This is a genomic window from Pseudomonas sp. MF7453, assembly GCF_016405455.1.
Classification (GTDB): Bacteria; Pseudomonadota; Gammaproteobacteria; order Pseudomonadales; family Pseudomonadaceae; genus Aquipseudomonas; species Aquipseudomonas paralactis.
Genome location: NZ_JAEKCN010000003.1, coordinates 96,242 through 122,116, shown reverse-complemented (window position 1 = coordinate 122,116; position 25,875 = coordinate 96,242). Strand labels below are relative to the sequence as shown.

The following is a 25,875-nucleotide window of genomic DNA, read 5'->3' as shown; positions in this document are numbered from 1 at the left end:
CTGTTACCTCTACAAAAATGGAAGGCTGGCCTACTTGAGGGCCGCCGAATAACTATCTGGCTTGAAGCCAATCAGGGTTCTGTCACCGAGATCGAGCACCGGGCGCTTGATCATCGAGGGTTGTGCGAGCATCAATTCAATGGCTTTCGACTGATCGAGATCGGCTTTGCGTTCGTCTTCGAGTTTGCGAAAGGTGGTGCCCGCACGGTTCAAAACCACCTGCCAACCGTGCTCGTTGCACCATTGGGTCAAGTGTTCGCGGTCGATACCGGCCGTTTTGTAGTCATGGAACTCATAGCTCACCGCGTGCTCATCGAGCCAAGTGCGCGCCTTTTTCATGGTGTCGCAGGCTTTGATGCCGAAAAGGTGCAAGGTTTTGCTTGAAGCGGTCAAGGAATTGCCCCCTTTGGACGAATGAAAAATGAAAGATCGCGGATTATGCCACGACCAGCCGGTTTCGGCGCCGCTCGTCAACAGCGTGCGACTTTTGTGCAAAAGCCGGTGCGCAGCCTAGGCGAGTAACATAGCGGGGTAATATGGCACTTCAACGGCCAGTTGTTGCCTGATGTGTCGTTGCAAGTCGATTGTCCGGGAAACCCGCGTTATGCAAACCGCCTACACCGTTCTTATCCTGCTGATGCTGGTCAGCCTTTCGCGCCTGGTCGGGCGCATCATCCCACTGCCGTTGCCCCTGGTGCAGATTGCCGCTGGCGCCTTGCTGGCCTGGCCCACGTTGGGGCTGCATGTGGCGCTGGACCCGGAGCTGTTCCTGTTTTTGTTCCTGCCGCCGCTGCTGTTTTCCGATGGTTGGCGCATGCCCAAGCGCGAATTGTGGCGCCTGCGTGGCCCGATTCTGACATTGGCGGTGGGGCTGGTGCTGTTTACTGTGGTCGGCGCCGGCTACTTCATTCATTGGTTGCTGCCCTCGATCCCCTTGCCGGTGGCTTTTGCCCTGGCGGCGGTTCTATCGCCGACGGACGCCGTGGCAGTGTCGGCCATTTCCCAGAATCGTTTGCCCAAGCCATTGATGCATATGCTTCAGGGCGAAGCCTTGATGAATGACGCGTCGGGCCTGGTGACCTTCAAATTTGCCCTGGCAGCGGCGCTGACCGGGGTTTTCTCCCTGGCGGATGCCAGCCTGACCTTTGTACTGGTGGCTGTGGGCGGGCTGGCGATCGGGGTGGCGTTGAGCTGGCTGGTCGGTCGCCTGCGCGCATGGATGATTGCCCGGGGCTGGGATGACCCCGCGACCCATGTGGTGTTCATGTTGCTGCTGCCCTTTGCGGCGTACGTATTGGCTGAACGCCTGGGCGCTTCGGGTATTTTGTCGGCGGTGGCCGCAGGCATGATGCAAAGCTGGCTTGATCTGCTGCCGCGCCAGACCAGTACCCGCTTGCTCAACCGCAGTGTCTGGTCGCTATTGGAGTTTGCCTTCAACGGCCTGATCTTCCTGCTACTGGGCCTGCAACTGCCGGACATCATCAAAGCCGTGGTCAGCCACGAAACCACCCTGTGGCCCATTTTGTTGTACCGCTGCCTGGATGTGGTGGCGATCTTTATGGTGCTGGTGGTATTGCGCTTTATCTGGGTGCAGAGCATCTGGCGACTGTCGGGGTTACTGCGCAGGCTGCGTGGCAAAAGCGCGCTGACCCTGGTGCCGACGGCCCGTTCCTGCTGGTTGCTGACCGTCGGCGGTGTCAGGGGGGCGGTGACCTTGGCGGGTGTCATGTCGGTGCCCTTGCTGCTGGCTCCAGGGCAGGACTTTCCGGAGCGTGACTTGCTGATTTTTATCGCGGCCGGTGTGATCCTGTTATCACTGGTCGCTGCCTGTATCGCGCTACCGCTACTGTTACGCGGCGTCGAGAATAGCCCGGATGAAAAACGCCACAAAGAAGTGCGCGAAGCCTGGAAAAAGACCGCCGTGGCCGCGATTCATGCGCTGGAGGCCGACGAGCCAGCCGAGGCCGAAACGCCGGACGCCGCCCAGGCGGCATTGGCTACCGAACTGAAGGCACGGCTGATGTCGGAATATCGCCATCAATTGGAAGTCTTCAACGATTCGGCTGAAGCCCAGGCGCTGGCGCAGCAAATGGACCTGCTTGAGCGCAAGCTGCGACTCAAGGCTCTGCGCGCGCAACGGCTGGAGTTGTACAGCTTGAGCCGTCACCACCAGATTGGTGATGACGTATTGAGGGAGGTGCTGGCGGAACTGGATATGAGCGAGGCGAATTTGGGTCACATGAAGTGACCCGCCAGCTTTCAGCGGCGGCGCTGGATAAACGCGCGAATCCGCTCTGCCGCTTCCACACATTCGGCCAACGGCGCAACCAACGCCAGGCGTACACGGCCAGCGCCCGGGTTGAAACCGTCCACTTCCCGTGACAGGTACGACCCCGGCACCACGGTTACATGTTCTTCCACGAACAAATCGCGGCAGAAGGCGGCGTCGTCGCCATTCACATTCGGCCACAAATAAAACCCACCGTCCGGGCTTTGTACATCCAGTACCGGCGTGAGAATGGCTAGCACCGCATCGAACTTCTCGCGGTACAGGTCACGGTTGGCCAGTACATGGGCCTCGTCCTGCCAGGCGGCGATGCTGGCCAACTGGGTTTGCACCGGCATCGCGCAGCCATGGTAGGTGCGGTACAGCAAAAACGCTTTGAGGATGTCGGCATCGCCAGCCACGAACCCCGAACGCAGGCCCGGCAGGTTGGAGCGCTTGGACAGGCTGTGGAATACCACGCAGCGCTTGAAATCCTGGCGACCCAGCTCGATGCAGGCGCTGAGCAGGCCCGGAGGCGGGGTTTGTTCGTCGAAGTAGAGTTCGCTGTAGCATTCGTCGGCGGCGATCACGAAGTCGTATTCGTCGGCCAGGGCGATAAGTTTTTTCAGGGTGTCGACCGGGATCAGCGCGCCGGTCGGGTTGCCCGGGGAGCACAGGAACAGGATCTGGCAGCGCTTCCAGACATCCGGCGATACGGCATCGAAGTCCGGGTTGAAGCCATTGGTATCCAGGCACGGCAGGTAATGCGGCTTGGCCCCGGCCAGGAACGCAGCACCTTCGTAGATTTGGTAAAACGGGTTCGGGCTCACCACCAGTGCGTCGTCGCCGCGGTTAACCACGGTCTGGGTGAAGGCGAACAGCGCTTCGCGGGTACCGTTGACCGGCAGGATGTTGCGCGCCGGGTCCAGCCAGCCCTTGGGCACGTTGAAGCGGCGTTCGCACCAGGCGCCGATGGCTTCGCGCAGCGCCGGGGTACCCAGTGTGGTGGGGTACACCGCCATTTGATCGAGGTTATTGCTCAGGGCCTCGGCAACGAAGGCCGGTGAAGTGTGCTTGGGCTCGCCGATGGACAGTGCAATCGGGCGTTTGTCCGGGTTCGGCGTCACGCTGCCGAGCAGGGCGCGCAGTTTCTCGAAGGGGTAGGGCTGCAACTGGTTAAGGGCGTTGTTCATATAAGCCTCTGTCACGGTGAGCGCGGACCCTGTGGGAGCTGGCTTGCCTGCGATGGCCTCACTGCGGTCGAGCTGACGCACCGAGGTATCTGCATGGCAGGCAAGCCAGCTCCCACATGACTCCTGTTCACAAAGTTAAGAATTCAAATAGTCAGGCGTGTCAGTTCGACGCCGGGTTCCTGGGTCACGCTCAATTGCTCCACGATCGCGGCCTGTAAACGCAGGCACAGCTCTGGGTCGGACAGCGGCTGATTGTCGGCATCGGTAATGAAGAACACGTCTTCTACTCGCTCGCCAAGCGTCGCGATCTTGGCGTTCTGCAATGACAGGTCGAACTCCAGGAAAATCCCGCCGATACGCGCCAGCAGCCCCGGGCGATCCGGTGCGCTGAGTTCAAGCACGGTCACGGGTCGCTGGGCGTCGTTGGAAATGGTCACCTGTGGCGCAAAGGCAAAGTGCTTGAGCTGGCGCGGTACCCGGCGCTGAATGATGGTGGGGTAGTCGTCAGGGTTGCGCAGGGCTTCGGTCAGGCCCTCGCGGATTTTTTTCACCCGCGCCGGGTTATCGCCGATCGAGTCGCCGTCGGTGTCGAGCACGATGTAGGTGTCGAGGGTGAACTGGCTGCTGGAAGTGATGACCCGGGCGTCATGGATGTTCAGGTTGAGCTGGTCCATGGCGGCCACGGTCACGGCGAAGAAGTCGTGCTGGTCCGGCGCGTAGATGAAGATCTGCGTGCCGCCTTCGAATTCACGCTGGGTGGTTTCCTTGATCAATACCAGTGGGCCACCATCGGCCGGTTGCTGCAGGATTGCATCGCTGTGCCAGGCCACGTCGCCGGCGGTGTGGCGCAGGAAATAATCGTCGCCCAGTTGCGACCAGAGCTGCTCGACGTCGTCCGGGTCGTTACCCCCGCGTACCAGAATATCCAGGGCCGCGCTTTGGGTGCGACGGATCTGTTCTTCGCGGTCCACCGGGTTCTCCAGGCCGCGGCGCAGGGCGCGCTTGGTCTCGGTGTACAGCTGGCGCAACAGGCTGGCGCGCCAGGAGTTCCACAGTGTGGGGTTGGTGGCATTGATATCGGAGACGGTCAGCACATATAGATAGTCCAGACGGGTCTCATCACCGACGATGCCGGCAAAGTCGTGGATCACCTGCGGGTCTGACAAGTCTTTGCGCTGCGCGGTGGTCGACATCACCAGATGGTTTTGCACCAGCCAGACGATCAGGCGGCTATCCCACAAGGGCAACTGGTGGCGCTGGCAGAAGGCTTCGGCGTCCACTGCACCGATTTCCGAGTGATCGCCATGGCGACCCTTGCCGATGTCGTGATACAGGCCCGCCAGGTAAATCAGCTCGGGCTTGGGCAGCTTGGCCATCAGCTTACTGGCCAGCGGGAATTTCTCTGACACCTGAGTGTATTGCAACTTACGCAAGTGCTTGATCAGGTTCAGGGTGTGGGCATCCACGGTGTAAATGTGGAACAAGTCATGCTGCATTTGCCCGACGATAAAGCCGAACTCCGGCAGGTAGCGTCCGAGAATGCCGTAGCGGTTCATGCGCCGCAGGTTGCGGTGGATGCCGATGCGGCACTTGAACAGTTCGATAAACAGGCTGGTATTGCGGATATCGTTGCGAAAGTCGTCGTCGATCAGGTGACGGTTTTCCCGCAGCAAGCGGATGGTATCGGCGCGCACGCCTTTGATGTCCGGCTGCTGGGCCATCAGCACGAAGATCTCCAGCATGGCGAACGGGGTACGGCGGAACACGTTGTCGTTGCGTGCTTCGATATAACCGTCATGCAGTTGGAAGCGCGCATTGATCGGCTGCGGCGGCGCTTCGTCTTCGGGGGCCAGGATCACCTCTTCGAAGTGCTGGATGATCAGGTCGCTGAGCTGGGCAATGCTCATGACCACCCGATAATACTGTTGCATGAAACTTTCGATGCTGGTCTTCGCGTCTTCGCCCTCAAAGCCCAGCAGGGTTGCGATGGAACGCTGGTGATCGAACAACAGGCGGTCTTCGGAGCGACCGGCGAGCATGTGCAGGGCGTAGCGCACCTTCCACAGGAACTCCTGGGACGACGCCAGCAGAGTGTTTTCGCTCTCCACCAGAAAGCCTTCGCCAGCCAGGGCGCGCAGGTTCAGCGTGCCGTATTGGCGGCGGGCCACCCACAAAATCGTCTGGATATCCCGCAGCCCCCCCGGGGAGCCTTTGACGTTGGGCTCCAGGTTGTATTCGGTATCGTTGTACTTGTGGTGCCGCGCCTTCTGTTCGGCGCGCTTGGCCAGGAAGAAATCCTTGCTCGGCCACATGTGTGCGGTGCTGGTGACTTCGAGCATGCGCTGGCGCAGGCGCTCGGGGCCGCAGATGGTGCGGCTTTCCATCAGGTTGGTGACCACCGTCAAGTCGGCACGGGCCTCTTCGGCGCATTCGTCTACCGAACGCACGCTCTGGCCGACTTCCAGGCCGATGTCCCACAGTAATGTCAGAAAACGCTCGATGGAATCGCGAAAGGTTTCGTGGTCGGCGCTGCCCAGCAGGATCAACAGGTCGATGTCGGAGTAGGGGTGCAGTTCGCCGCGACCGTAGCCGCCGACCGCCACCAGGGCGATATCGGCGTCTGCACTCCAGCTGAACTGTTCCCAGGCTTTTTGCAGGATGTTATCGACGAACCAGGCGCGGTCTTCGATCAGTCGCCTGATGTCCCGACCACTGCGAAAACGCGCGTCGAGCACCTCGCGTGCCTGGCGAATGGCTTTTTTGAAGGCGGCGATGGGGCTCGCCTTCAATGCCAGCTCGGCCTGGAACTGGCCACGGTCGAAGAGTTCGGGATCCACCTGGGGCATTGATCGGCTTTCCTATCTATCTATAGAGTCAGTCACACGGTTGAAGCTGGAAAACCGACGCAACCCTCACGCCGAAACGCGAGGGATCGTGTCGTCTGCGCGCAACGTGAAGATCTCGTAGCCGGTTTCGGTGACCAGCAGCGTGTGTTCCCACTGGGCCGAGAGCTTGCGGTCTTTGGTGATGGCGGTCCAGCCGTCGCCCAGCACTTTGGTATCGGCCTTGCCCTGGTTGATCATCGGCTCGATGGTAAAGGTCATGCCGGCCTTGAGTTCCATGCCGGTGCCGGCGCGGCCGTAGTGCAGGATCTGCGGTTCTTCGTGGAATACGGTGCCGATGCCGTGGCCGCAGAACTCGCGCACCACCGAGAAGCCGTTCTTTTCGGCGTGCTTTTGGATCACTTCACCGATGTCACCCAGGCGGCAGCCGGGTTTGACGATTTCGATGGCCTTGTACATGCACTCCTGGGTCACCTGGGACAGGCGTTCGGCCCAGACCGGCACGTTACCGACGTGGAACATGCGGCTGGTGTCGCCGAAGTAGCGGTCCTTGATCACGGTGACGTCGATGTTCAGAGTGTCGCCGTCCTTCAATGGCTTGTCCCCGGGAATGCCGTGGCACACCACGTGGTTGACCGAGGTGCAGATCGACTTGGGGAAGCCTTTGTAGTTCAGGGGCGCAGGGATAGCCTTTTGCACGTTGACGATATAGTCGTGGCAGATCTGGTTCAGGGTTTCGGTGGTGACGCCCGGCTTTACGTGCTCTGCAATCATTTCCAGCACGTCGGCGGCCAGTTTGCCGGCGATGCGCATGCCGGCGATGTCTTCGGCGGTTTTCAAACTAACGGTCATACAGGCTCTCTCTAGCGCGACGCGCTGAAATCAATACGGTTTACGGGCGTGCGACAAAAGGTTGCTGAGCTCGCACAAGCCACAAAAAACGCGATTCTACCAGACGCGGGCGGTAAATCATGAGCCTCTGACGATCGCTTCTCTCTATAGGGTGGGGGTAAATCCGCTCTATTCAACGGGTTGCGCGCAGGTCGCTGCGGTCAGGTGTGATTGCGGGTTTCGTTTTCGCCCTTGCTGTGGTATAAAATGCGCCGCTTTCCGGGGATACCCCGAAAAGCTTAAATCCACACACGTGTCGACACGATGACCTGGGTGCCGGAGGCCTTGATGCCGCTGGTTGGTCATTGGGATACGTGGAGGCCAAACCCGACTTATTAAGGAACTATCATGTCCCAAGTCAACATGCGCGATATGCTGAAGGCCGGTGTGCACTTCGGTCACCAGACCCGTTACTGGAACCCGAAAATGGGTAAATACATTTTCGGCGCGCGTAACAAGATTCACATTATCAACCTTGAAAAAACCCTGCCAATGTTCAACGAAGCTCTGACTTTCGTAGAGCGTCTGGCCCAGGGCAAAAACAAGATCCTGTTCGTCGGCACCAAGCGTTCCGCTGGCAAGATCGTTGCTGAAGAAGCAGCACGTTGCGGTTCGCCGTACGTCGATCACCGCTGGTTGGGCGGTATGCTGACCAACTTCAAAACCATCCGTGCTTCCATCAAGCGTCTGCGTGACCTTGAAGTGCAAGCCGAAGACGGTACTTTCGCCAAGCTGACCAAGAAAGAAGCGCTGATGCGCTCCCGTGACCTGGAAAAGCTCGATCGTTCCCTGGGTGGTATCAAGGACATGGGCGGTCTGCCTGACGCACTGTTCGTTATCGACGTTGATCACGAGCGCATCGCGATCACCGAAGCCAACAAGCTGGGCATCCCGGTTATCGGCGTAGTCGATACCAACAGCAGCCCGGAAGGCGTTGACTACATCATCCCAGGCAACGATGACGCAATCCGCGCTATCCAGCTGTACATGGGTTCGATGGCTGACGCTGTAATCCGTGGTCGCAACCACGTTGCTGGCGGTACCGAGCAGTTCGTTGAAGAAGCTCCGGTAGCTGCCGCTGAGTAACTGACGCCCTGGCGTTGACTCAGTAAGCAAAAAGGGGGCTTGGCCCCCTTTTTGCCACCTCGAAAACCATTTGTCGGCAGCGCAGCTACATCATTTGTAACGTGCAGCGGCCTACAACTGAAATTCGGGAAGAATTGATCGCCCGTTTGATCGGGTGGAATGGTTGAAAACCTATCCAAGAGGATTTTGAAATGGCAGAGATTACTGCAGCGTTGGTTAAAGAACTGCGTGAGCGTACCGGCGAAGGCATGATGGATTGCAAAAAGGCCTTGACCAAGGCTGGCGGCGACATCGAAAAAGCCATTGATGACATGCGTGCTTCCGGCGCCATCAAGGCTGCCAAGAAAGCAGGCAACGTTGCTGCTGAAGGCGCTATCGCTCTGAAAGAAGACGGCAAATCCGCCGTTCTGCTGGAAGTTAACTCCCAGACCGACTTCCTGGCTCTGCAGGATGACTTCAAGGCATTCGTTGCTGCCAGCGTCGAAAAAGCTTTCGCTGACAAGCTGACCACTGTTGAGCCTCTGATCGAAGCTCAAGAAGCAGCTCGCCTGGTACTGGTCGGCAAGGTTGGCGAAAACGTCAACATCCGTCGCCTGGTTCGCGTTGAAGGTGACGTGGTTGGTGGCTACCTGCACGGCAACAAAATCGGTGTAGCAGTTGTTCTGAAAGGCGGCGACGTTGAGCTGGCCAAAGACATCGCTATGCACGTTGCTGCAAGCAACCCTGAGTTCCTGCTGCCTTCGGAAGTTTCGGCCGAAGCGATCGAGCGTGAAAAAGCTGTGTTCCTGCAGCTGAACGAAGAAAAAATCAAAGGCAAGCCAGAAAACATTGTTGAGAACATGGTCAAAGGCCGTATCAGCAAGTTCCTGGCCGAAGCAAGCCTGGTTGAGCAGGCGTTCGTCAAGAACCCTGAAATCAAGGTTGGCGAACTGGCCAAGAAAGCCGGTGCCGAAATCGTTTCCTTCACTTACTTCAAAGTAGGCGAAGGCATCGAGAAGCCGGTCGACAACTTCGCTGAAGAAGTTGCTGCCCAGCTGGCTGCCGCCAAGCAATAAGACAGTCCCAAACTGTCGCCGAAAGAGGCTGCCCGCTCACGCGCGCAGCCTCTTTTCAAATGGGAAGGCCAATTTTATTTGGATTCCTCTCGGAACTGGCTTACAAAGCCGTGTTCCGATGGCGCTGTGACAGCGTCCAGCTAGAGTGAACGCAAGCCGTAAACGGCTCGCCAAGAATTTTTAAAAAATACGCCGCAGGAGAGATTCGCAATGGCTCAGCAGGGCAGTGGTTATCAGGCTCGCTATAAACGCATTCTACTCAAGCTCAGCGGCGAGGCCCTGATGGGCTCGGAAGAGTTCGGGATCGACCCCAAGGTGCTTGACCGCATGGCGCTGGAAGTCGGCCAATTGGTCGGTATCGGTGTGCAGGTCGGCCTGGTGATTGGCGGCGGCAACCTGTTCCGTGGCGCGGCACTGAGTGCGGCCGGTATGGATCGGGTCACTGGCGACCACATGGGCATGCTGGCCACTGTGATGAACGCCCTGGCCATGCGCGACGCTCTGGAGCGTGCCAATATCTCGGCCATCGTGATGTCGGCTATCTCCATGGTTGGCGTGACCGATCACTACGATCGCCGCAAAGCCATGCGCCACCTGAACTCCAAGGAAGTGGTGATCTTTGCCGCCGGCACAGGCAACCCGTTCTTCACCACCGATTCGGCTGCGTGCCTGCGCGCTATCGAAATCGATGCCGACGTGGTGCTCAAAGCCACCAAGGTAGATGGCGTATACACTGCAGACCCATTCAAAGACCCGCATGCAGAGAAGTTCGATCATCTGACCTACGATGAAGTGCTGGATCGCAAGCTGGGTGTGATGGACCTGACCGCTATCTGCCTGTGCCGCGACCACAAGATGCCGCTGCGCGTATTTAACATGAACAAGCCCGGCGCCCTGCTGAATATCGTACACGGCGGCGCGGAAGGGACTCTGATCGAGGAAGGCCAACAATGATCAATGAAATCAAGAAAGACGCCCAGGCGCGTATGCAGAAATCCCTGGAATCGCTGAGCCATGCATTTGGCCAGATCCGTACCGGCAAGGCGCACCCGAGCATCCTGGGTAGCGTGATGGTGCCTTACTACGGTTCCGACACCCCGCTCAGCGGCGTGGCCAACGTGACCGTAAAGGACTCGCGTACCCTGCAAGTCGTGGCGTTCGAGCGCAACATGCTCGCGGCAGTCGACAAGGCGATCCAGAGCGCTGGCCTGAACCTCAACCCGACCAACCTCGGCGAGTTGTTGTTGATTTCCATGCCTGCACTGACCGAAGAAACCCGCAAGGGCTTCACCAAGCAGGCGCGCAGTGCCGCTGAAGATGCGCGCGTTGCTGTGCGTAACATCCGTCGCGATGCGTTGGGTGACCTGAAGAAACTGGTCAAGGACAAGGAAATCAGCGAAGACGAAGAGCGTCGTGCCGTTGCTGATATCGACAAGTTGACCAAGGATGCCGAAGCCCAGATCACCAAGGCTACCGAAGAAAAAGAAAAGGACCTGATGGCCGTATAAGGGGTCAGGACGCCTTTATGGAAAAGACCAAGCAGACTGTGCCCTCCGTGGTGCCGCGCCATGTCGCGATCATCATGGATGGGAATAATCGCTGGGCGAAAAAACGCTTTATGCCGGGTGTTGCCGGGCATAAAGCGGGTGTTGACGCGGTAAGGGCGGTGATTGAGGTGTGTGCCGAGGCCAAGGTCGAGGTGCTGACCTTGTTCGCCTTTTCCAGTGAAAACTGGCAGCGGCCTGCCGACGAAGTCAGTGCCTTGATGGATCTGTTCTTCAAGGCCCTGCGTCGTGAGGCCAAGCGCCTCAATGACAACAACATCAGTCTGCGCATCATTGGTGATCGCTCGCGGTTCCATCCGGATCTGCAGGTCGCCATGCGCGAAGCCGAGGCCATCACCGCCGGCAGTAATCGTTTTGTGCTGCAGATTGCGGCCAATTACGGTGGCCAGTGGGATATCGCCCAGGCTGCGCAACGGCTTGCCCGCGAAGTGCAGGCCGGTCATCTGCGCCCCGAAGACATTACGCCCGAACTGTTGCAAACCTGCCTGGTAACTGGCGACCTGCCGTTGCCGGACTTGTGTATCCGTACCGGTGGCGAACATCGCATCAGCAATTTCCTGCTGTGGCAGCTAGCCTATACCGAGTTGTATTTCTCCGACCTGTTCTGGCCGGACTTCAAACACGATGCCATGCGCAATGCGCTGGCCGATTTCGCTTCCCGTCAGCGTCGTTTCGGTAAAACGAGCGAGCAGATCGAAGCTGGAGCCCGGGTTTAAATGCTTAAACAACGAATCATCACGGCACTGATTCTGCTGCCGATTGCCCTGTGCGGTTTTTTCCTGCTTGAAGGCTCCGGCTTTGCGCTGTTTATCGGCCTGGTCGTGACCCTGGGCGCCTGGGAGTGGGCGCGCCTGGCGGGTTTCAGCAACCAGTTGCCGCGTGTGGCATACGCCGCAGTCGTCGCGGTGCTGTTGTTCCTGATGTATATCCTGCCGGACATCGCGCCTTGGGTATTGGGGGCAGCGGTGCTGTGGTGGGCGTTGGCAACATTCCTGGTGCTGACCTATCCACGCACCAGTGGTCAATGGTCCAGCGTGGCCTGCAAGCTGGTGATCGGCTTGCTGATCCTGCTGCCGGCCTGGCAAGGGCTGGTGGAAATCAAGCGCTACCCTCTCGGTAATGAACTGATCCTGGCCGTGATGGTGCTGGTGTGGGGTGCCGATATCGGCGCCTACTTCTCGGGTCGCGCGTTCGGCAAGCGCAAGCTGGCTCCGGCCGTCAGCCCGGGCAAGAGCTGGGAAGGCGTGTACGGCGGCCTGGCCTTGACGCTGCTGATCACGCTCGTCGTGGGTGTGATGCGTGACTGGTCGGTGAAGGAGGTTCTCCTGGCCTTGCTGGGCACCGCTATCGTCGTGTTTATCTCGGTGGTGGGTGACCTCACCGAAAGCATGTTCAAGCGCCAGGCCGGGATCAAGGACAGCAGTAACCTGCTGCCGGGTCATGGTGGTGTGCTGGACCGCATCGACAGCCTGACTGCTGCGCTGCCAATCTTTGCCGTGCTGTTGTGGATGATCGCCTCGTGAGCGGCCTGCAACAGGTTACCGTGCTGGGTGCGACCGGCTCGGTTGGGCTGAGCACTCTGGATGTCATCGCTCGTCACCCGGATCGTTACCAGGTTTTTGCGTTGACCGGCTTCACGCGTTTGCGCGAGTTGCTGGCCTTGTGCGTGCGCCACTCACCGCGCTTCGCCGTTGTGCCCGAGGCGGCGCAGGCTCGCGGGCTGCAGGAAGATCTGCGGGCCGCGGGGCTGACCACCCAGGTGTTGGTCGGGGAGGCAGGGTTGTGCCAGGTGGCGGCCGACGCTGATGTGGATACCGTGGTGGCGGCGATTGTCGGTGCGGCGGGTTTGCGTCCGACATTAGCGGCAGTCGATGCCGGCAAGAAAATTCTGCTGGCCAATAAAGAAGCGCTGGTGATGTCCGGTGCGCTCTTTATGCAGGCCGTGCGCAAGAGTGGGGCGGTGCTGCTGCCGCTGGACAGCGAGCACAACGCAATCTTCCAGTGCATGCCCGGGGATTTTGCCCGCGGCTTGAGCCAGGTCGGCGTGCGCCGGATTCTGCTGACGGCATCCGGTGGCCCCTTCCGGCAGACTCCCCTGACTGAGCTTGAACATGTGTCTCCCGACCAGGCGTGCGCGCATCCGAACTGGTCCATGGGGCGCAAGATTTCCGTGGACTCGGCCAGCATGATGAACAAAGGCCTGGAGTTGATCGAGGCGTGCTGGTTGTTCGATGCTCGGCCTGATCAGGTCGAGGTGGTGATTCACCCGCAAAGCGTGATTCATTCCCTGGTCGATTACGTGGATGGTTCGGTGTTGGCGCAGTTGGGCAACCCGGACATGCGCACGCCGATCGCCAACGCCCTGGCCTGGCCGGAGCGGATCGATTCCGGCGTTGCACCCCTGGACCTGTTTGCAATTGCGCGCCTGGACTTCGAAGCTCCGGACGAGCAGCGTTTTCCGTGCCTGCGTCTGGCGCGGCAAGCGGCCGAGGCGGGTAACAGTGCGCCGGCGATGCTCAATGCGGCCAACGAAGTGGCCGTTGCGGCGTTTCTCGAACGGCGCATCCGCTTTCCACAGATCGCGAGTATCATCGAGGACGTCCTGAATCTTGAGCCGGTCGTGGCTGTAAATGACCTGGGAGCGGTATTTGAGGCCGATACCAAGGCCCGAGCCTTGGCCCGGCAATGGCTGGATCGCGACGCGCGTTAGCGGGTAGGCGGGTTTGAGCCATCAGGCATTGGATTGAAATGCGGAGAAATTAGATGAGTGCGCTCTACATGATTGTCGGCACCCTGGTTGCTCTGGGTGTGCTGGTTACCTTCCACGAATTCGGCCACTTCTGGGTGGCGCGTCGTTGCGGCGTCAAGGTATTGCGCTTTTCCGTTGGTTTCGGCATGCCATTGTTGCGCTGGCATGATCGTCGTGGCACCGAGTTCGTGATCGCCGCTATCCCGTTGGGTGGCTACGTCAAGATGCTCGATGAGCGCGAAGGTGAAGTGCCGGCTGATCAATTGGACCAGTCTTTCAATCGCAAGACCGTTCGTCAGCGTATCGCAATTGTCGCAGCGGGCCCGATCGCCAATTTCCTGTTGGCGATGGTGTTCTTCTGGGTTTTGGCCATGATGGGCAGTCAGCAGGTGCGTCCGGTCATCGGTGCAGTCGAGGCGGACAGTATCGCGGCCAGGGCCGGCTTGGTGGCTGGACAGGAAATTGTTTCCATTGATGGCGAACCGACCACCGGTTGGGGCGCGGTCAATTTGCAGTTGGTGCGTCGTCTGGGTGAAAGCGGCACCGTCGATCTGGTGGTGCGTGACCAGGATTCCAGCGCCGAAACCCCGCGTGCGTTGGCTCTGGACCATTGGCTCAAAGGCGCCGATGAGCCTGATCCGATCAAATCCCTGGGGATTCGTCCTTGGCGTCCGGCCTTGCCGCCGGTATTGGCGGAGCTGGATCCAAAAGGTCCGGCCCAGGCCGCTGGCCTGAAAACCGGTGATCGCCTGCTGGCCCTCGATGGCCAGGCGCTGGGTGACTGGCAGCAGGTGGTCGACCTGGTACGTGTGCGGCCTGATACCAAAATTGTGCTGAAAGTTGAGCGCGAGGGTGCTCAAATCGATGTTCCCGTGACCCTGTCGGTTCGTGGGGAGGCCAAGGCGGCCGGGGGTTACCTGGGTGCCGGGGTCAAAGGTGTCGAGTGGCCGCCATCGATGGTTCGAGAGGTCAGCTTCGGGCCTTTGGCCGCGATTGGCGAGGGCGCGAAACGCACTTGGACCATGAGCGTGCTGACCCTCGAATCCCTCAAGAAAATGTTGTTCGGTGAGCTGTCGGTAAAAAACTTGAGTGGACCGATAACCATTGCTAAAGTGGCGGGCGCTTCTGCCCAGTCGGGTGTCGCGGATTTCCTGAATTTCCTGGCTTATCTGAGTATTAGCCTTGGGGTTCTGAATTTGCTGCCCATTCCAGTATTGGATGGGGGGCATCTGCTGTTTTATCTGGTCGAGTGGGTGCGTGGTCGCCCCTTGTCGGATCGGGTGCAGGGTTGGGGGATACAGATCGGTATCAGTTTGGTGGTCGGGGTGATGTTGTTAGCTCTGGTCAACGATCTGGGACGACTGTAACGCTTCGCTGAATTGCGAATCTGCCGCATTTTGCGGCAGTTTGTTTATTGCCAGTTGGAATAAGAAAGGACTTCATGAAACGTCTGCTGCTAACTGCGGTTCTCACCGTATTGATGATCGCCGAAGTTCACGCCGAGTCCTTCACCATCTCCGATATTCGCGTCAACGGCCTCCAGCGGGTTTCCGCGGGTAGCGTCTTTGGTGCCTTGCCGTTGAACGTCGGGGAACAGGCGGATGATCGTCGCCTGGTGGAATCCACTCGTGCGCTGTTCAAAACCGGGTTCTTTCAAGATATCCAACTGGGTCGCGAAGGCAACGTCCTGGTCATCACGGTCGTCGAACGACCTTCCGTCGCGAGTATCGCGATCGAAGGTAACAAGGCCATCTCCACTGAAGACCTGATGAAGGGCCTGAAGCAATCCGGCCTGGCCGAAGGCGAGATCTTCCAGCGCGCCACCCTTGAAGGTGTGCGTAACGAGCTGCAACGCCAGTACGTTGCCCAGGGCCGCTACTCTGCGACCGTGGAAACCGAAGTGATCCCGCAGCCTCGTAACCGTGTGGGCCTGAAGGTCAACATCAACGAAGGTACCGTCGCAGCCATTCAGCACATCAACGTGGTGGGCAACACCAAGTTCGCTGATGACGACCTGATCGACCTGTTCGAACTCAAGACTACCAACTGGTTGTCGTTCTTCAAGAACGATGACAAGTACGCCCGCGAAAAACTTTCCGGTGACCTGGAACGCCTGCGCTCCTACTACCTGGACCGTGGCTACATCAACATGGACATCGCTTCGACCCAGGTGTCCATCACCCCGGACAAGAAGCACGTCTACATCACCGTCAACGTCAACGAAGGCGAGAAGTACAAGGTTCGTGACGTCAAGCTCAGTGGTGACTTGAAAGTCCCTGAAGACCAGGTCAAGTCCCTGCTGCTGGTGCAGAAGGACCAGGTGTTTTCGCGCAAGCTGATGACTACCACGTCCGAACTCATCACCCGTCGTCTGGGTAACGAAGGCTATACCTTCGCCAACGTCAACGGCGTGCCGACCCCGAATGATGAAGACCACACCGTGGACATCACCTTTGTCGTCGACCCCGGCAAGCGTGCTTATGTAAACCGCATCAACTTCCGTGGCAACACCAAGTCAGCAGACGAAGTGCTGCGTCGTGAAATGCGCCAGATGGAAGGTGGCTGGGCTTCGACCTACCTGATCGACCAGTCCAAGACCCGTCTTGAACGTCTGGGCTTCTTCAAGGAAGTCAACGTCGAAACCCCGGCCGTACCGGGTGTGGATGACCAGGTTGACGTGAACTACGCCGTTGAAGAGCAAGCCTCGGGCTCGATCACCGCCAGCGTCGGCTTCGCACAGAGTGCCGGCCTGATCCTGGGTGGCTCGATCACCCAGAACAACTTCCTGGGTACCGGTAACCGTGTGTCCATCGGCCTGACTCGCAGCGAATACCAGAGCCGATACAACTTCGGCTATACCGACCCCTACTGGACTGCGGACGGTGTGAGCCTGGGCTACAACGCCTTCTACCGCACCACCGACTACAAAGACCTCGACGTCGACGTTGCAAGCTATGCGATCGACAGCCTGGGTGTGGGCGCCAACATCGGCTACCCGATCAGCGAAACCTCACGCCTGACCTTCGGCATCACTGCGCAGCAGGACGAGATCAAGACCGGTGTGTACACCGTGGATGAGATCTTCGACTTCACTCGCCGTGAAGGTGACAAGTTCCTGAACTTCAAGGCGTCTGCCGGCTGGTCCGAGTCGACCCTGAACAAAGGGGTACTGGCAACCCGTGGCCATTCCCAAAGCCTGACTGCGGAAGTCACCACGCCGGGCAGCGACCTGTCGTTCTTCAAGCTCGACTACCGCGGCCAGTTGTTCCAGCCGTTGAGCGATAACTACACCATGCGCCTGCACACTGAGCTGGGCTATGGCGATGGTTATGGTTCGACCGATGGTTTGCCGTTCTACGAGAACTACTACGCTGGTGGTTTCAACTCGGTGCGTGGCTTCAAGGACAGCACCCTGGGGCCTCGTGGCACGCCAAGTCGCGGTGTTGAACAAACCGGTAACGTCGGTACTCGCCGCGATGATGACGATGATCCACTGCCGTTCGGTGGTAACGTGTTGATCCAGGGTGGTGCCGAGATCCTGTTCCCGCTGCCGTTCGTCAAGGACCAGCGTTCTCTGCGGACTTCGGTCTTCTGGGACGTGGGTAACGTGTTCGACTCCAAGTGCGAGCAGATCAAGAACCCAAGCGGGCTGAAGTCCAACACCCAGTGCAACGACGTGAGCCTCAGCAACCTGGCGAGCTCCGTGGGTGTGGGTGTGACCTGGGTGACTGCGCTGGGCCCGTTGAGCTTTGCTCTGGCCATGCCGATCAAGAAACCGGATAACGCTGAAACCCAGATTTTCCAATTCTCCCTCGGCCAGACGTTCTAAGCGTCTGACCCAAGATAACGACAACGGATTCTGTAGGAGTACATCGTGCGTAAGTTGACTCAATTGGTCCTGCTGGCCACTGTGCTGGTAACCACCCCGGCCTTCGCCGAAATGAAAATCGCCGTCCTGAACTATCAGATGGCCCTGCTGGAATCCGATGCGGCCAAGCGATACGCCGTGGATGCCGAGAAGAAATTCGGTCCGCAACTGACCAAGCTCAAGACGCTGGAAAGCAGCGCCAAGGGTATCCAGGACCGTCTGGTAGCCGGTGGCGACAAGATGCAGCAAGGCGAGCGCGAGCGTCTGGAGCTTGAATTCAAGCAAAAGGCCCGTGACTACCAGTTCCAATCCAAGGAACTGAACGAAGCCAAGGCTGTGGCCGACCGCGAAATGCTCAAGCAGCTCAAGCCTAAATTGGACAGCGCTGTGGAAGAAGTCATCAAGAAGGGTGCCTTTGACCTGGTGTTCGAGCGTGGCGCCGTGATCGACGTCAAGCCTCAATACGACATCACCCGTCAGGTGATCGAGCGCATGAACCAGCTGAAGTAAACCATGACAGCGACTATCAAACTCGGCGAGTTGGCCGAGTTCCTTGGAGCCACCTTGCGTGGCTCCAAGGAGAAAGAAATCACTGGGCTAGCCACCTTGCAGGAGGCTGGCCCAGCTCAGTTGAGCTTCCTCGCAAATCCCCAATACCGTAAATACCTCGTCGATTGCCAGGCCGCAGCCGTATTGCTGAAGGCCGCTGACGCCGAAGGGTTTATCGGGGATGCGCTGGTGGTGGCCGACCCGTACCTGTCGTACGCCAAGGCCTCGCACCTGTTCGATCCCAAGCCGAAAGCGGCCGGTGGTATTCACCCGTCTGCCGTGATCGCCGAAGATGCCCAGGTTGATCCTGCGGCCAATATCGGTGCGTTTGCCGTGATCGAGAGCGGGGCGCGTATTGGTGCCGGTGTCACCGTGGGTGCCCACAGTTTCATCGGCGCTCGCTGCGAAATCGGTGCCGATGGCTGGCTGGCTCCACGTGTCACCCTCTACCACGATGTGCGTATTGGTCAGCGTGTGGTCATTCAATCCGGCGCCGTTATCGGTGGCGAAGGCTTTGGCTTTGCCAACTCCAAAGGTGTCTGGCACAAGATTGCCCAGGTCGGCGGCGTATTGATCGGCGACGACGTGGAGATCGGTGTAAACACTGCGGTGGATCGCGGGGCCTTGGCCGATACGGTGATCGGTAACGGCGTGAAGCTCGACAACCAGATCCAGATCGCCCACAACGTTCAGATTGGCGATCACACCGCCATGGCGGCCTGCGTGGGCATCTCCGGCAGCACCAGGATCGGCAAGCATTGCATGCTCGCCGGCGGCGTTGGGCTGGTGGGGCATATCGATATTTGCGACAACGTCTTCATCACCGGTATGACCATGGTGACTCACTCGATTACCGAGCCGGGGGCCTATTCTTCCGGTACCGCCATGCAACCTGCGGCAGAATGGCGCAAGAGCGCGGCGCGTTTGAGGAAGATCGACGACATGGCACGACGTATCAAACAGCTGGAAAAGCGTGTTGGGGACGTGACCCCTGGCGGTAATGCTTCATCTGAAGGCTGATACCATTTCCATATCAAGTGTGCACAGCCGCTGGACTGCCCCCTTGATTTGCTAGCGGGGCGTGCGCTTAGTTCGCCCGCCCCCAATCTTTATTACAGGCTTCCCCCCGAAATGATGGACATCAACGAGATTCGCGAATACCTGCCTCACCGTTACCCGTTCCTGCTGGTGGACCGCGTAGTGGACCTCAACGTCGAGGAAAAGCGCATTCGTGCCTACAAGAATGTCAGCATCAACGAACCATTCTTCAACGGTCACTTCCCTGCGCATCCAATCATGCCGGGCGTGTTGATCATCGAAGCGATGGCCCAGGCTGCCGGTATCCTTGGTTTCAAAATGCTCGACCTCAAGCCTGCCGACGGCACGCTTTACTATTTCGTGGGCTCCGACAAGCTGCGTTTTCGCAACCCGGTCACCCCGGGTGACCAGTTGATCCTGGAAGCCAGGTTCATCAGCTGCAAGCGCCAGATCTGGAAGTTCGAATGCCAGGCCTCGGTAGATGGCAAGCCGGTGTGCTCTGCCGAGATCATCTGTGCGGAACGCAAACTATGAGTTTGATTGACCCTCGCGCAATCATCGATCCGTCGGCCGTACTGGCCGCCGACGTTGAGGTCGGCCCTTGGTCGATCGTCGGCGCAGGTGTGGAAATCGGCGAGGGGACTGTCATCGGGCCACACGTGATCCTTAAAGGTCCGACCCGTATTGGCAAACACAATCGTATCTACCAGTTTTCCTCGGTAGGCGAAGACACCCCGGACATGAAGTACAAGGGTGAAGAAACGCGCCTGGTAATCGGTGACCACAACATCATCCGTGAAGGCGTCACCATCCACCGTGGCACCGTGCAGGATCGCGCCGAAACCACGTTGGGGGATCACAACCTGGTTATGGCCTATGCCCACATCGGCCATGACAGCGTGATCGGCAACCATTGCATCCTGGTCAACAACACCGCGTTGGCAGGCCATGTGCACGTTGACGACTGGGCGATCCTGTCCGGTTTCACCCTGGTGCATCAGTATTGCCACATCGGCGCCCACAGCTTTTCCGGCATGGGTACCGCCATTGGCAAGGATGTCCCTGCATTCGTGACGGTGTTCGGCAACCCTGCCGAGGCTCGCAGCATGAATTTCGAGGGCATGCGCCGTCGCGGTTTCAGCGAAGAGGCGATCCACGCTCTGCGCCGTGCCTACAAGACGGTTTACCGCCAGGGGTTGACGGTTGAGCAGGCGCTGACCGAACTGACCGAGCCGGCAACCCTGTTTCCGGAAGTCGCGGTGTTCCGTGACTCGATCCAGGCGTCGACCCGCGGCATCACCCGCTGATCATGGCCAATCTGCGTATTGCGCTTGTGGCGGGTGAAGCTTCCGGCGATATTCTGGGTGCCGGCTTGATGCGAGCCCTCAAGGCCCAGCATCCTGCGGTGGAGTTTATCGGCGTGGGTGGGCCGCTGATGCAGGCCGAAGGGCTTGCTTCCTACTTCCCTATGGAGCGGTTGTCGGTCATGGGGTTGGTGGAAGTGTTGGGGCGCCTGCGTGAGCTGCTCGCTCGCCGCAAGCTGCTGATCAAGACGCTGATCGATGAAAAGCCCGACGTCTTTATCGGCATTGATGCGCCGGATTTCACACTCAATATCGAGCTCAAATTGCGTCAGGCCGGAATCAAGACCGTGCACTATGTCAGCCCATCCGTATGGGCGTGGCGGCAGAAGCGTGTGTTGAAGATCCGCGAAGGCTGCGACCTGATGTTGACCCTGTTGCCGTTCGAAGCCAGGTTCTACGAAGAGAAGGGCGTACCGGTGCGGTTTGTCGGTCATACCCTGGCCGATGCCATTCCATTGCAAGCCGATCGTGCTGCCGCGCGTGCCGAACTGGGCTTGCCCGATGGCCCGTTGGTGGCGTTGATGCCGGGCAGTCGTGGTGGTGAGGTAGGGCGCCTGGGCGCGCTGTTTTTTGATGCCGCCGAACGCCTGCAGGCACAAAAGCCAGGGGTGCGCTTTGTGCTGCCGTGTGCCAGCCCGCAGCGCCGCGCACAGATCGAGACGCTGCTGGAAGGTCGCAACCTGCCGCTGACTCTGCTCGACGGCCAGTCCCACCTGGCCCTGGCAGCCTGCGATGCGGTGTTGATTGCGTCGGGCACGGCCACCCTCGAGGCCTTGCTGTACAAGCGGCCAATGGTTGTAGCCTATCGCCTGGCGCCGCTGACCTTCTGGATTCTCAAACGCATGGTCAAGAGCCCTTACATCTCACTGCCCAATTTGCTGGCCCAGCGCCTGCTGGTGCCGGAGTTGCTGCAGGACGATGCAACGCCCGAAGCGCTTGCGCAAACCCTACTACCCTTGATTGACGGCGGCGAAGAGCAGACCCGTGGTTTCGATGATATTCACCGCACCCTGCGCCGTGATGCCTCGAACCAGGCGGCCGACGCCGTGTTGACCTTGATCGGCCATAAACAGGAAGCCTTATGACCACGCAAATGGGTCTGGATTTCAGCCTGGTTGCCCAAGCCCACGAGCTGGTGGCCGGTGTTGACGAAGTAGGGCGCGGCCCACTGTGTGGCGCAGTGGTGACGGCGGCGGTGATCCTGGACCCGAACCGTCCGATCCTGGGCCTCAATGATTCGAAAAAGCTCACCGAGGCCCGTCGCGAAAAGCTTTATGACGAGATCTGTGAAAAGGCTCTGAGCTGGCATATCGCCCGGGCTGAAGTCGAAGAAATCGACGAGCTCAATATCCTCCATGCGACGATGTTAGCCATGCAGCGTGCCGTTGAAGGGCTGCATATCACCCCGAAAATGGCGATGATCGACGGCAACCGTTGCCCGAAGCTGGCGATGCCGTCGGAAGCGGTGGTCAAGGGCGATAGCAAGGTTCCAGCCATAGCCGCCGCCTCGATCCTGGCCAAGGTCAGCCGTGATCGTGAAATGGCTGCGTTCGAGTTGATCTATCCCGGCTACGGTATTGGCGGCCATAAAGGCTATCCGACGCCCGTTCATCTGGAAGCCCTGGCTCGGCTCGGCCCCACCCCGATCCATCGCCGCTCGTTTGCCCCGGTGCGCCAGGCTTATGAGGCCCGTGAAAGTCTGATCGAGGTTTAGCAGCAAGGCTGATGTTTTTACCCAGGCCCGGTACAATCCGGGCCTTGTTGTTTTCATGTATCAAGACAGGATCACTATGCCGGCTTCATTCGTTCACCTGCGCCTGCACACTGAATATTCCCTGGTCGACGGCCTGGTACGGATCAAACCGCTGGTCAAAACCCTGGTGGGCATGAACATGCCTGCGGTGGCGGTAACCGATCAGAACAACATGTGTTCCCTGGTCAAGTTCTACAAGAACGCCATGGGCGCCGGCATCAAGCCGATCTGCGGCGCCGATCTGTGGCTGTCCAACAAAGACCCGGATAACCCCCTGAGCCGCATCAGCCTGCTGGCGATGAACGGCGTGGGTTATCGCAACCTCACCGAGCTGATTTCCCGTGGCTTTATCGACGGCCAGCGCAACGGCTCGATCATCATCGAGCGCGAGTGGGTGGCCGAAGCCAGCGAGGGCCTGATCATGCTCTCGGCGGCCAAGGAGGGTGAAGTCGGTATCGCGTTGCTGGGGGGCAATCCCCAGGAAGCCGAGGTGCTGGCGCGCGAGTGGATGCAGGTTTTCCCGGATCGCTTCTATCTGGAAGTCCAGCGCACCAATCGCCCCAACGATGAAGAACACTTGCACGCCGCCGTGGCCCTGGCCGACAAGCTGGGCGCGCCGCTGGTGGCGACCAACGATGTGCGCTTTATCAAGAAAGAAGACTTCGAAGCCCACGAAACCCGCGTGTGCATCGGCGAAGGCCGGGCCCTGGATGACCCGCGCCGCTCGAAGAACTACAGCGAAGAGCAGTACCTCAAAAGCGCCGAGGAAATGGCGGAGCTGTTCAGCGACTTGCCCGAGGCCCTGGAAAACTCCGTCGAGATCGCCAAGCGCTGCAACATCGAAGTGAAACTGGGCAAACACTTTTTGCCCAACTTCCCGATTCCCGATGGCATGACCATCGATGAGTATTTCCGCAAAGTGTCGTTCGATGGTCTGGAAGAGCGCCTCAGCGTCCTCTTGCCCAAGGACACCACCGAAGATTACGAAGCCAAGCGCCAGGTCTACGTCGACCGGCTGAATTTCGAGCTGGATATCATCATTCAGATGGGGTTCCCCGGTTACTTCCTGATCGTAATGGACTTTATCCAGTGGGCCAAAAACAACGGCGTGCCGGTAGGTCCGGGCCGGGGGTCAGGTGCTGGTTCGCTGGTGGCCTACGTACAGAAGATTACCGACCTCGACCCGCTGGAATATGACCTTCTGTTCGAACGTTTTCTGAACCCGGAACGGGTATCCATGCCCGACTTCGACGTCGACTTCTGCATGGATGGTCGTGACCGCGTCATTGAGTACGTGGCCGAGAAATACGGTCGCAACGCGGTAAGTCAGATCATCACCTTCGGTTCCATGGCGGCGAAAGCGGTAATCCGCGACGTGGCGCGGGTGCAGGGCAAGTCCTATGGCCTGGCCGACCGCCTGTCGAAGATGATTCCTTTCGAAGTCGGCATGACCCTGGAAAAAGCCTACGAGCAGGAAGAAATCCTGCGCGACTTCATCAAGGTCGATGAAGAAGCCGCCGAAATCTGGGACATGGCGCGCAAGCTCGAAGGCGTGGTGCGTAACGTCGGTAAACACGCCGGTGGTGTGGTTATTGCCCCGACCAAGCTGACCGATTTTTCGCCGATCTATTGCGATGAAGAAGGCGACGGCCTGGTCACGCAGTTCGACAAGGATGACGTGGAGGCGGCCGGCCTGGTGAAGTTCGACTTCCTCGGCCTGCGTACCCTGACGATCATCGATTGGGCGCTGAAAACCATCAACCGCGACCGCGCCAAGGTTGGCGAAGAACCGCTGGATATCGCATTTATCCCGCTGGACGACAAACCGACCTACAGCCTGCTGCAAAAAGCCGAAACCACGGCGGTGTTCCAGCTTGAATCCCGGGGCATGAAAGAGCTGATCAAAAAGCTCAAGCCCGACTGCCTGGAAGACTTGATCGCACTGGTGGCGTTGTTCCGTCCGGGTCCGCTGCAATCGGGCATGGTGGACGACTTCATCAACCGCAAGCACGGCCGCGCCGAGCTGGCCTACCCGCACTCGGATTACCAATACGAGGGCCTCAAGCCTGTATTGGCGCCGACCTACGGCATCATCCTGTATCAGGAACAGGTGATGCAGATCGCCCAGGTCATGGCCGGCTACACCCTCGGCGGTGCGGACATGCTGCGTCGCGCCATGGGTAAAAAGAAACCCGAGGAAATGGCCAAGCAGCGTGGCGGTTTCATTGAAGGTTGCGCCACCAACAACATCGACGCCGACCTGGCCGGTAACATCTTCGACCTGGTAGAAAAGTTTGCCGGTTATGGTTTCAACAAATCCCACTCCGCCGCCTATGGCCTGGTGTCGTACCAGACCGCCTGGCTGAAAGCCCACTACCCGGCGCCGTTCATGGCGGCGGTACTCTCGGCGGATATGCACAACACCGACAAGGTCGTGACCTTGATCGAGGAAGTGCGCACCATGAAGCTGCGCCTCGATGCGCCGGACGTGAACGCCTCTGAGTTCAAGTTCACGGTGAACGATGAGGGCCGCATCATCTATGGTCTCGGCGCGATCAAGGGCGTGGGCGAGGGCCCGGTGGAGGCCATCACCGAAGCGCGTCAGGATGGGCCGTTCAAGGACCTGTTCGACTTCTGCGCACGGGTTGACCTCAAGCGCATCAACAAGCGTACCCTCGATGGCTTGATCCGCAGCGGCGCGCTCGACCGTCTCGGCCCGTATTTCCATGATGAGCCGAAGGCTTACCAGGCCAATATCGACCGTAACCGCGCGGTGCTGCTCACCGCCATGGAAGAGGCGATCAAGGCCGCCGAACAGACTGCCCGCACCCATGACAGCGGCCACGCCGACCTGTTTGGTGGGCTGTTTGTCGAAGAAGACGCGGATGTCTACGCCAACCATCGCAAGGCCAAGGAACTGACCCTCAAGGAGCGCCTCAAGGGTGAGAAAGACACCTTGGGCCTGTACCTCACCGGTCACCCGATTGACGAGTACGAAGGCGAAATTCGCCGTTTTGCACGCCAGCGCATCATCGACCTCAAACCGGCGCGGGATACCCAGACCGTCGCCGGCATGATCATCGCCCTGCGGGTGATGAAAAATAAAAAAGGCGACAAAATGGGCTTCATCACCCTGGATGACCGCTCGGGCCGGATCGAAGCATCGTTGTTTGCCGACGCGTTCCACTCCGCCCAGTCACTTTTGCAGACTGACGCCATGGTGGTGGTAGAAGGGGAGGTCAGCAATGATGACTTCTCCGGCGGCTTGCGCCTGCGTATCAAGCGGGTGATGAGCATGGAAGATGCCCGTACCAACCTGGCTGAAAGCCTGCGCTTGAAGGTCAAGACCGAAGCGCTCAAGGGCGATCAGCTACGCTGGTTGGGTGACTTGCTCAAACGCCACCGTGGCGCGTGCCCGGTGACCATGGAGTACACCGGCAGCGATGCCAAAGCGATGTTGCAGTTTGGTGAGACGTGGCGGATTGATCCGGCTGATGGCTTGATTCAAGCTTTGCGTGACCAGTTCGGGCGAGACAACGTCTTCCTCCAATACCGTTGACGGTCAGCACCCCTGACCTCGGCTGAACATTTAATCTCGACCTAAACGCGCCTCTCCCTTAAGGTAGGGCGCGAATAGACAACCGGCTGGCCAGGC

Annotated in this window: 21 protein-coding genes; 17 read left to right on the top strand and 4 right to left on the bottom strand. The window is 59.1% G+C overall.

What is annotated here, in order from left to right:
* Positions 1-30: 30 nt before the first annotated feature.
* Entirely contained in the window at positions 31-339 is a 309-nt protein-coding gene (locus JFT63_RS06390) for an arsenate reductase (RefSeq protein WP_231982825.1), read from the bottom strand.
* Positions 340-604: 265 nt separating this feature from the next.
* On the opposite strand from JFT63_RS06390, the gene JFT63_RS06385 reads away from it, so the two are divergent.
* Positions 605-2,248: a Na+/H+ antiporter gene (locus tag JFT63_RS06385; RefSeq protein WP_198843613.1), complete on the top strand. Its 1,644-nt coding sequence runs from the start codon at positions 605-607 to the stop codon at positions 2,246-2,248.
* A gap of 11 nt (positions 2,249-2,259) precedes the next feature.
* Here JFT63_RS06385 and dapC read toward each other — a convergent pair whose 3' ends face one another.
* The 3 genes from dapC to map form a co-directional block, all read right to left on the bottom strand.
* The gene (dapC, locus tag JFT63_RS06380) at positions 2,260-3,459 is read right to left on the bottom strand and encodes a succinyldiaminopimelate transaminase (protein ID WP_198843612.1); all 1,200 of its coding nucleotides are present in this window, start codon (positions 3,457-3,459) and stop codon (positions 2,260-2,262) included.
* 143 nt (positions 3,460-3,602) lie between these two features.
* Positions 3,603-6,305, bottom strand: coding sequence for a [protein-PII] uridylyltransferase (locus JFT63_RS06375; RefSeq protein ID WP_057701315.1), 2,703 nt, complete (start codon positions 6,303-6,305; stop codon positions 3,603-3,605).
* 66 nt (positions 6,306-6,371) lie between these two features.
* Positions 6,372-7,154 carry a type I methionyl aminopeptidase gene (gene map / locus JFT63_RS06370; protein ID WP_032877377.1) on the bottom strand — a complete coding sequence of 261 codons (783 nt, stop codon included), beginning with the start codon at positions 7,152-7,154 and terminating at the stop codon, positions 6,372-6,374.
* A gap of 387 nt (positions 7,155-7,541) precedes the next feature.
* On the opposite strand from map, the gene rpsB reads away from it, so the two are divergent.
* From rpsB to dnaE, 16 genes are all read left to right on the top strand, one after another.
* Positions 7,542-8,279 (top strand): 30S ribosomal protein S2, encoded by a 738-nt coding sequence (gene rpsB / locus JFT63_RS06365; protein WP_003189158.1) that lies wholly within the window; start codon positions 7,542-7,544, stop codon positions 8,277-8,279.
* Positions 8,280-8,470: 191 nt separating this feature from the next.
* On the top strand, positions 8,471-9,334 hold the full coding sequence (tsf, locus tag JFT63_RS06360) for a translation elongation factor Ts (RefSeq protein WP_005785711.1): 864 nt from the start codon (positions 8,471-8,473) through the stop codon (positions 9,332-9,334).
* Between the two features lie 210 nt (positions 9,335-9,544).
* The gene (gene pyrH / locus JFT63_RS06355) at positions 9,545-10,288 is read left to right on the top strand and encodes a UMP kinase (protein ID WP_003189161.1); all 744 of its coding nucleotides are present in this window, start codon (positions 9,545-9,547) and stop codon (positions 10,286-10,288) included.
* On the top strand, positions 10,285-10,842 hold the full coding sequence (frr, locus tag JFT63_RS06350; protein ID WP_003189163.1) for a ribosome recycling factor: 558 nt from the start codon (positions 10,285-10,287) through the stop codon (positions 10,840-10,842). Before pyrH ends, frr begins: the two co-directional genes overlap by 4 nt.
* Before the next feature lie 17 nt (positions 10,843-10,859).
* Complete coding sequence (uppS, locus tag JFT63_RS06345; protein ID WP_057701314.1) at positions 10,860-11,615, top strand: polyprenyl diphosphate synthase; 756 nt, start codon at positions 10,860-10,862, stop codon at positions 11,613-11,615.
* Positions 11,616-12,422, top strand: a complete 807-nt coding sequence (locus JFT63_RS06340; protein WP_057701313.1) for a phosphatidate cytidylyltransferase — start codon at positions 11,616-11,618, stop codon at positions 12,420-12,422. It begins immediately after the preceding gene.
* A complete protein-coding gene (gene ispC / locus JFT63_RS06335) occupies positions 12,419-13,609 on the top strand; it encodes a 1-deoxy-D-xylulose-5-phosphate reductoisomerase (protein ID WP_186559728.1) in 1,191 nt (396 codons plus the stop codon). Before JFT63_RS06340 ends, ispC begins: the two co-directional genes overlap by 4 nt.
* 53 nt (positions 13,610-13,662) lie before the next feature.
* Positions 13,663-15,015: a sigma E protease regulator RseP gene (gene rseP, locus JFT63_RS06330; protein WP_057701311.1), complete on the top strand. Its 1,353-nt coding sequence runs from the start codon at positions 13,663-13,665 to the stop codon at positions 15,013-15,015.
* A gap of 74 nt (positions 15,016-15,089) precedes the next feature.
* Positions 15,090-17,477: an outer membrane protein assembly factor BamA gene (gene bamA / locus JFT63_RS06325; RefSeq protein ID WP_057701310.1), complete on the top strand. Its 2,388-nt coding sequence runs from the start codon at positions 15,090-15,092 to the stop codon at positions 17,475-17,477.
* Positions 17,478-17,522: 45 nt separating this feature from the next.
* Entirely contained in the window at positions 17,523-18,026 is a 504-nt protein-coding gene (locus JFT63_RS06320) for an OmpH family outer membrane protein (protein ID WP_003189173.1), read from the top strand.
* 3 nt (positions 18,027-18,029) lie between these two features.
* Entirely contained in the window at positions 18,030-19,085 is a 1,056-nt protein-coding gene (lpxD, locus tag JFT63_RS06315) for a UDP-3-O-(3-hydroxymyristoyl)glucosamine N-acyltransferase (RefSeq protein WP_198843611.1), read from the top strand.
* Positions 19,086-19,196: 111 nt separating this feature from the next.
* A complete protein-coding gene (gene fabZ / locus JFT63_RS06310) occupies positions 19,197-19,637 on the top strand; it encodes a 3-hydroxyacyl-ACP dehydratase FabZ (protein WP_005785726.1) in 441 nt (146 codons plus the stop codon).
* Positions 19,634-20,410, top strand: coding sequence for an acyl-ACP--UDP-N-acetylglucosamine O-acyltransferase (gene lpxA / locus JFT63_RS06305; RefSeq protein ID WP_005785728.1), 777 nt, complete (start codon positions 19,634-19,636; stop codon positions 20,408-20,410). Before fabZ ends, lpxA begins: the two co-directional genes overlap by 4 nt.
* A gap of 2 nt (positions 20,411-20,412) precedes the next feature.
* Positions 20,413-21,552 (top strand): lipid-A-disaccharide synthase, encoded by a 1,140-nt coding sequence (lpxB, locus tag JFT63_RS06300; protein ID WP_032877371.1) that lies wholly within the window; start codon positions 20,413-20,415, stop codon positions 21,550-21,552.
* Positions 21,549-22,181, top strand: a complete 633-nt coding sequence (rnhB, locus tag JFT63_RS06295; RefSeq protein ID WP_198843610.1) for a ribonuclease HII — start codon at positions 21,549-21,551, stop codon at positions 22,179-22,181. Before lpxB ends, rnhB begins: the two co-directional genes overlap by 4 nt.
* A 76-nt stretch (positions 22,182-22,257) precedes the next feature.
* Positions 22,258-25,779: a DNA polymerase III subunit alpha gene (dnaE, locus tag JFT63_RS06290; RefSeq protein ID WP_057701307.1), complete on the top strand. Its 3,522-nt coding sequence runs from the start codon at positions 22,258-22,260 to the stop codon at positions 25,777-25,779.
* The last annotated feature ends 96 nt before the right edge of the window (positions 25,780-25,875 follow it).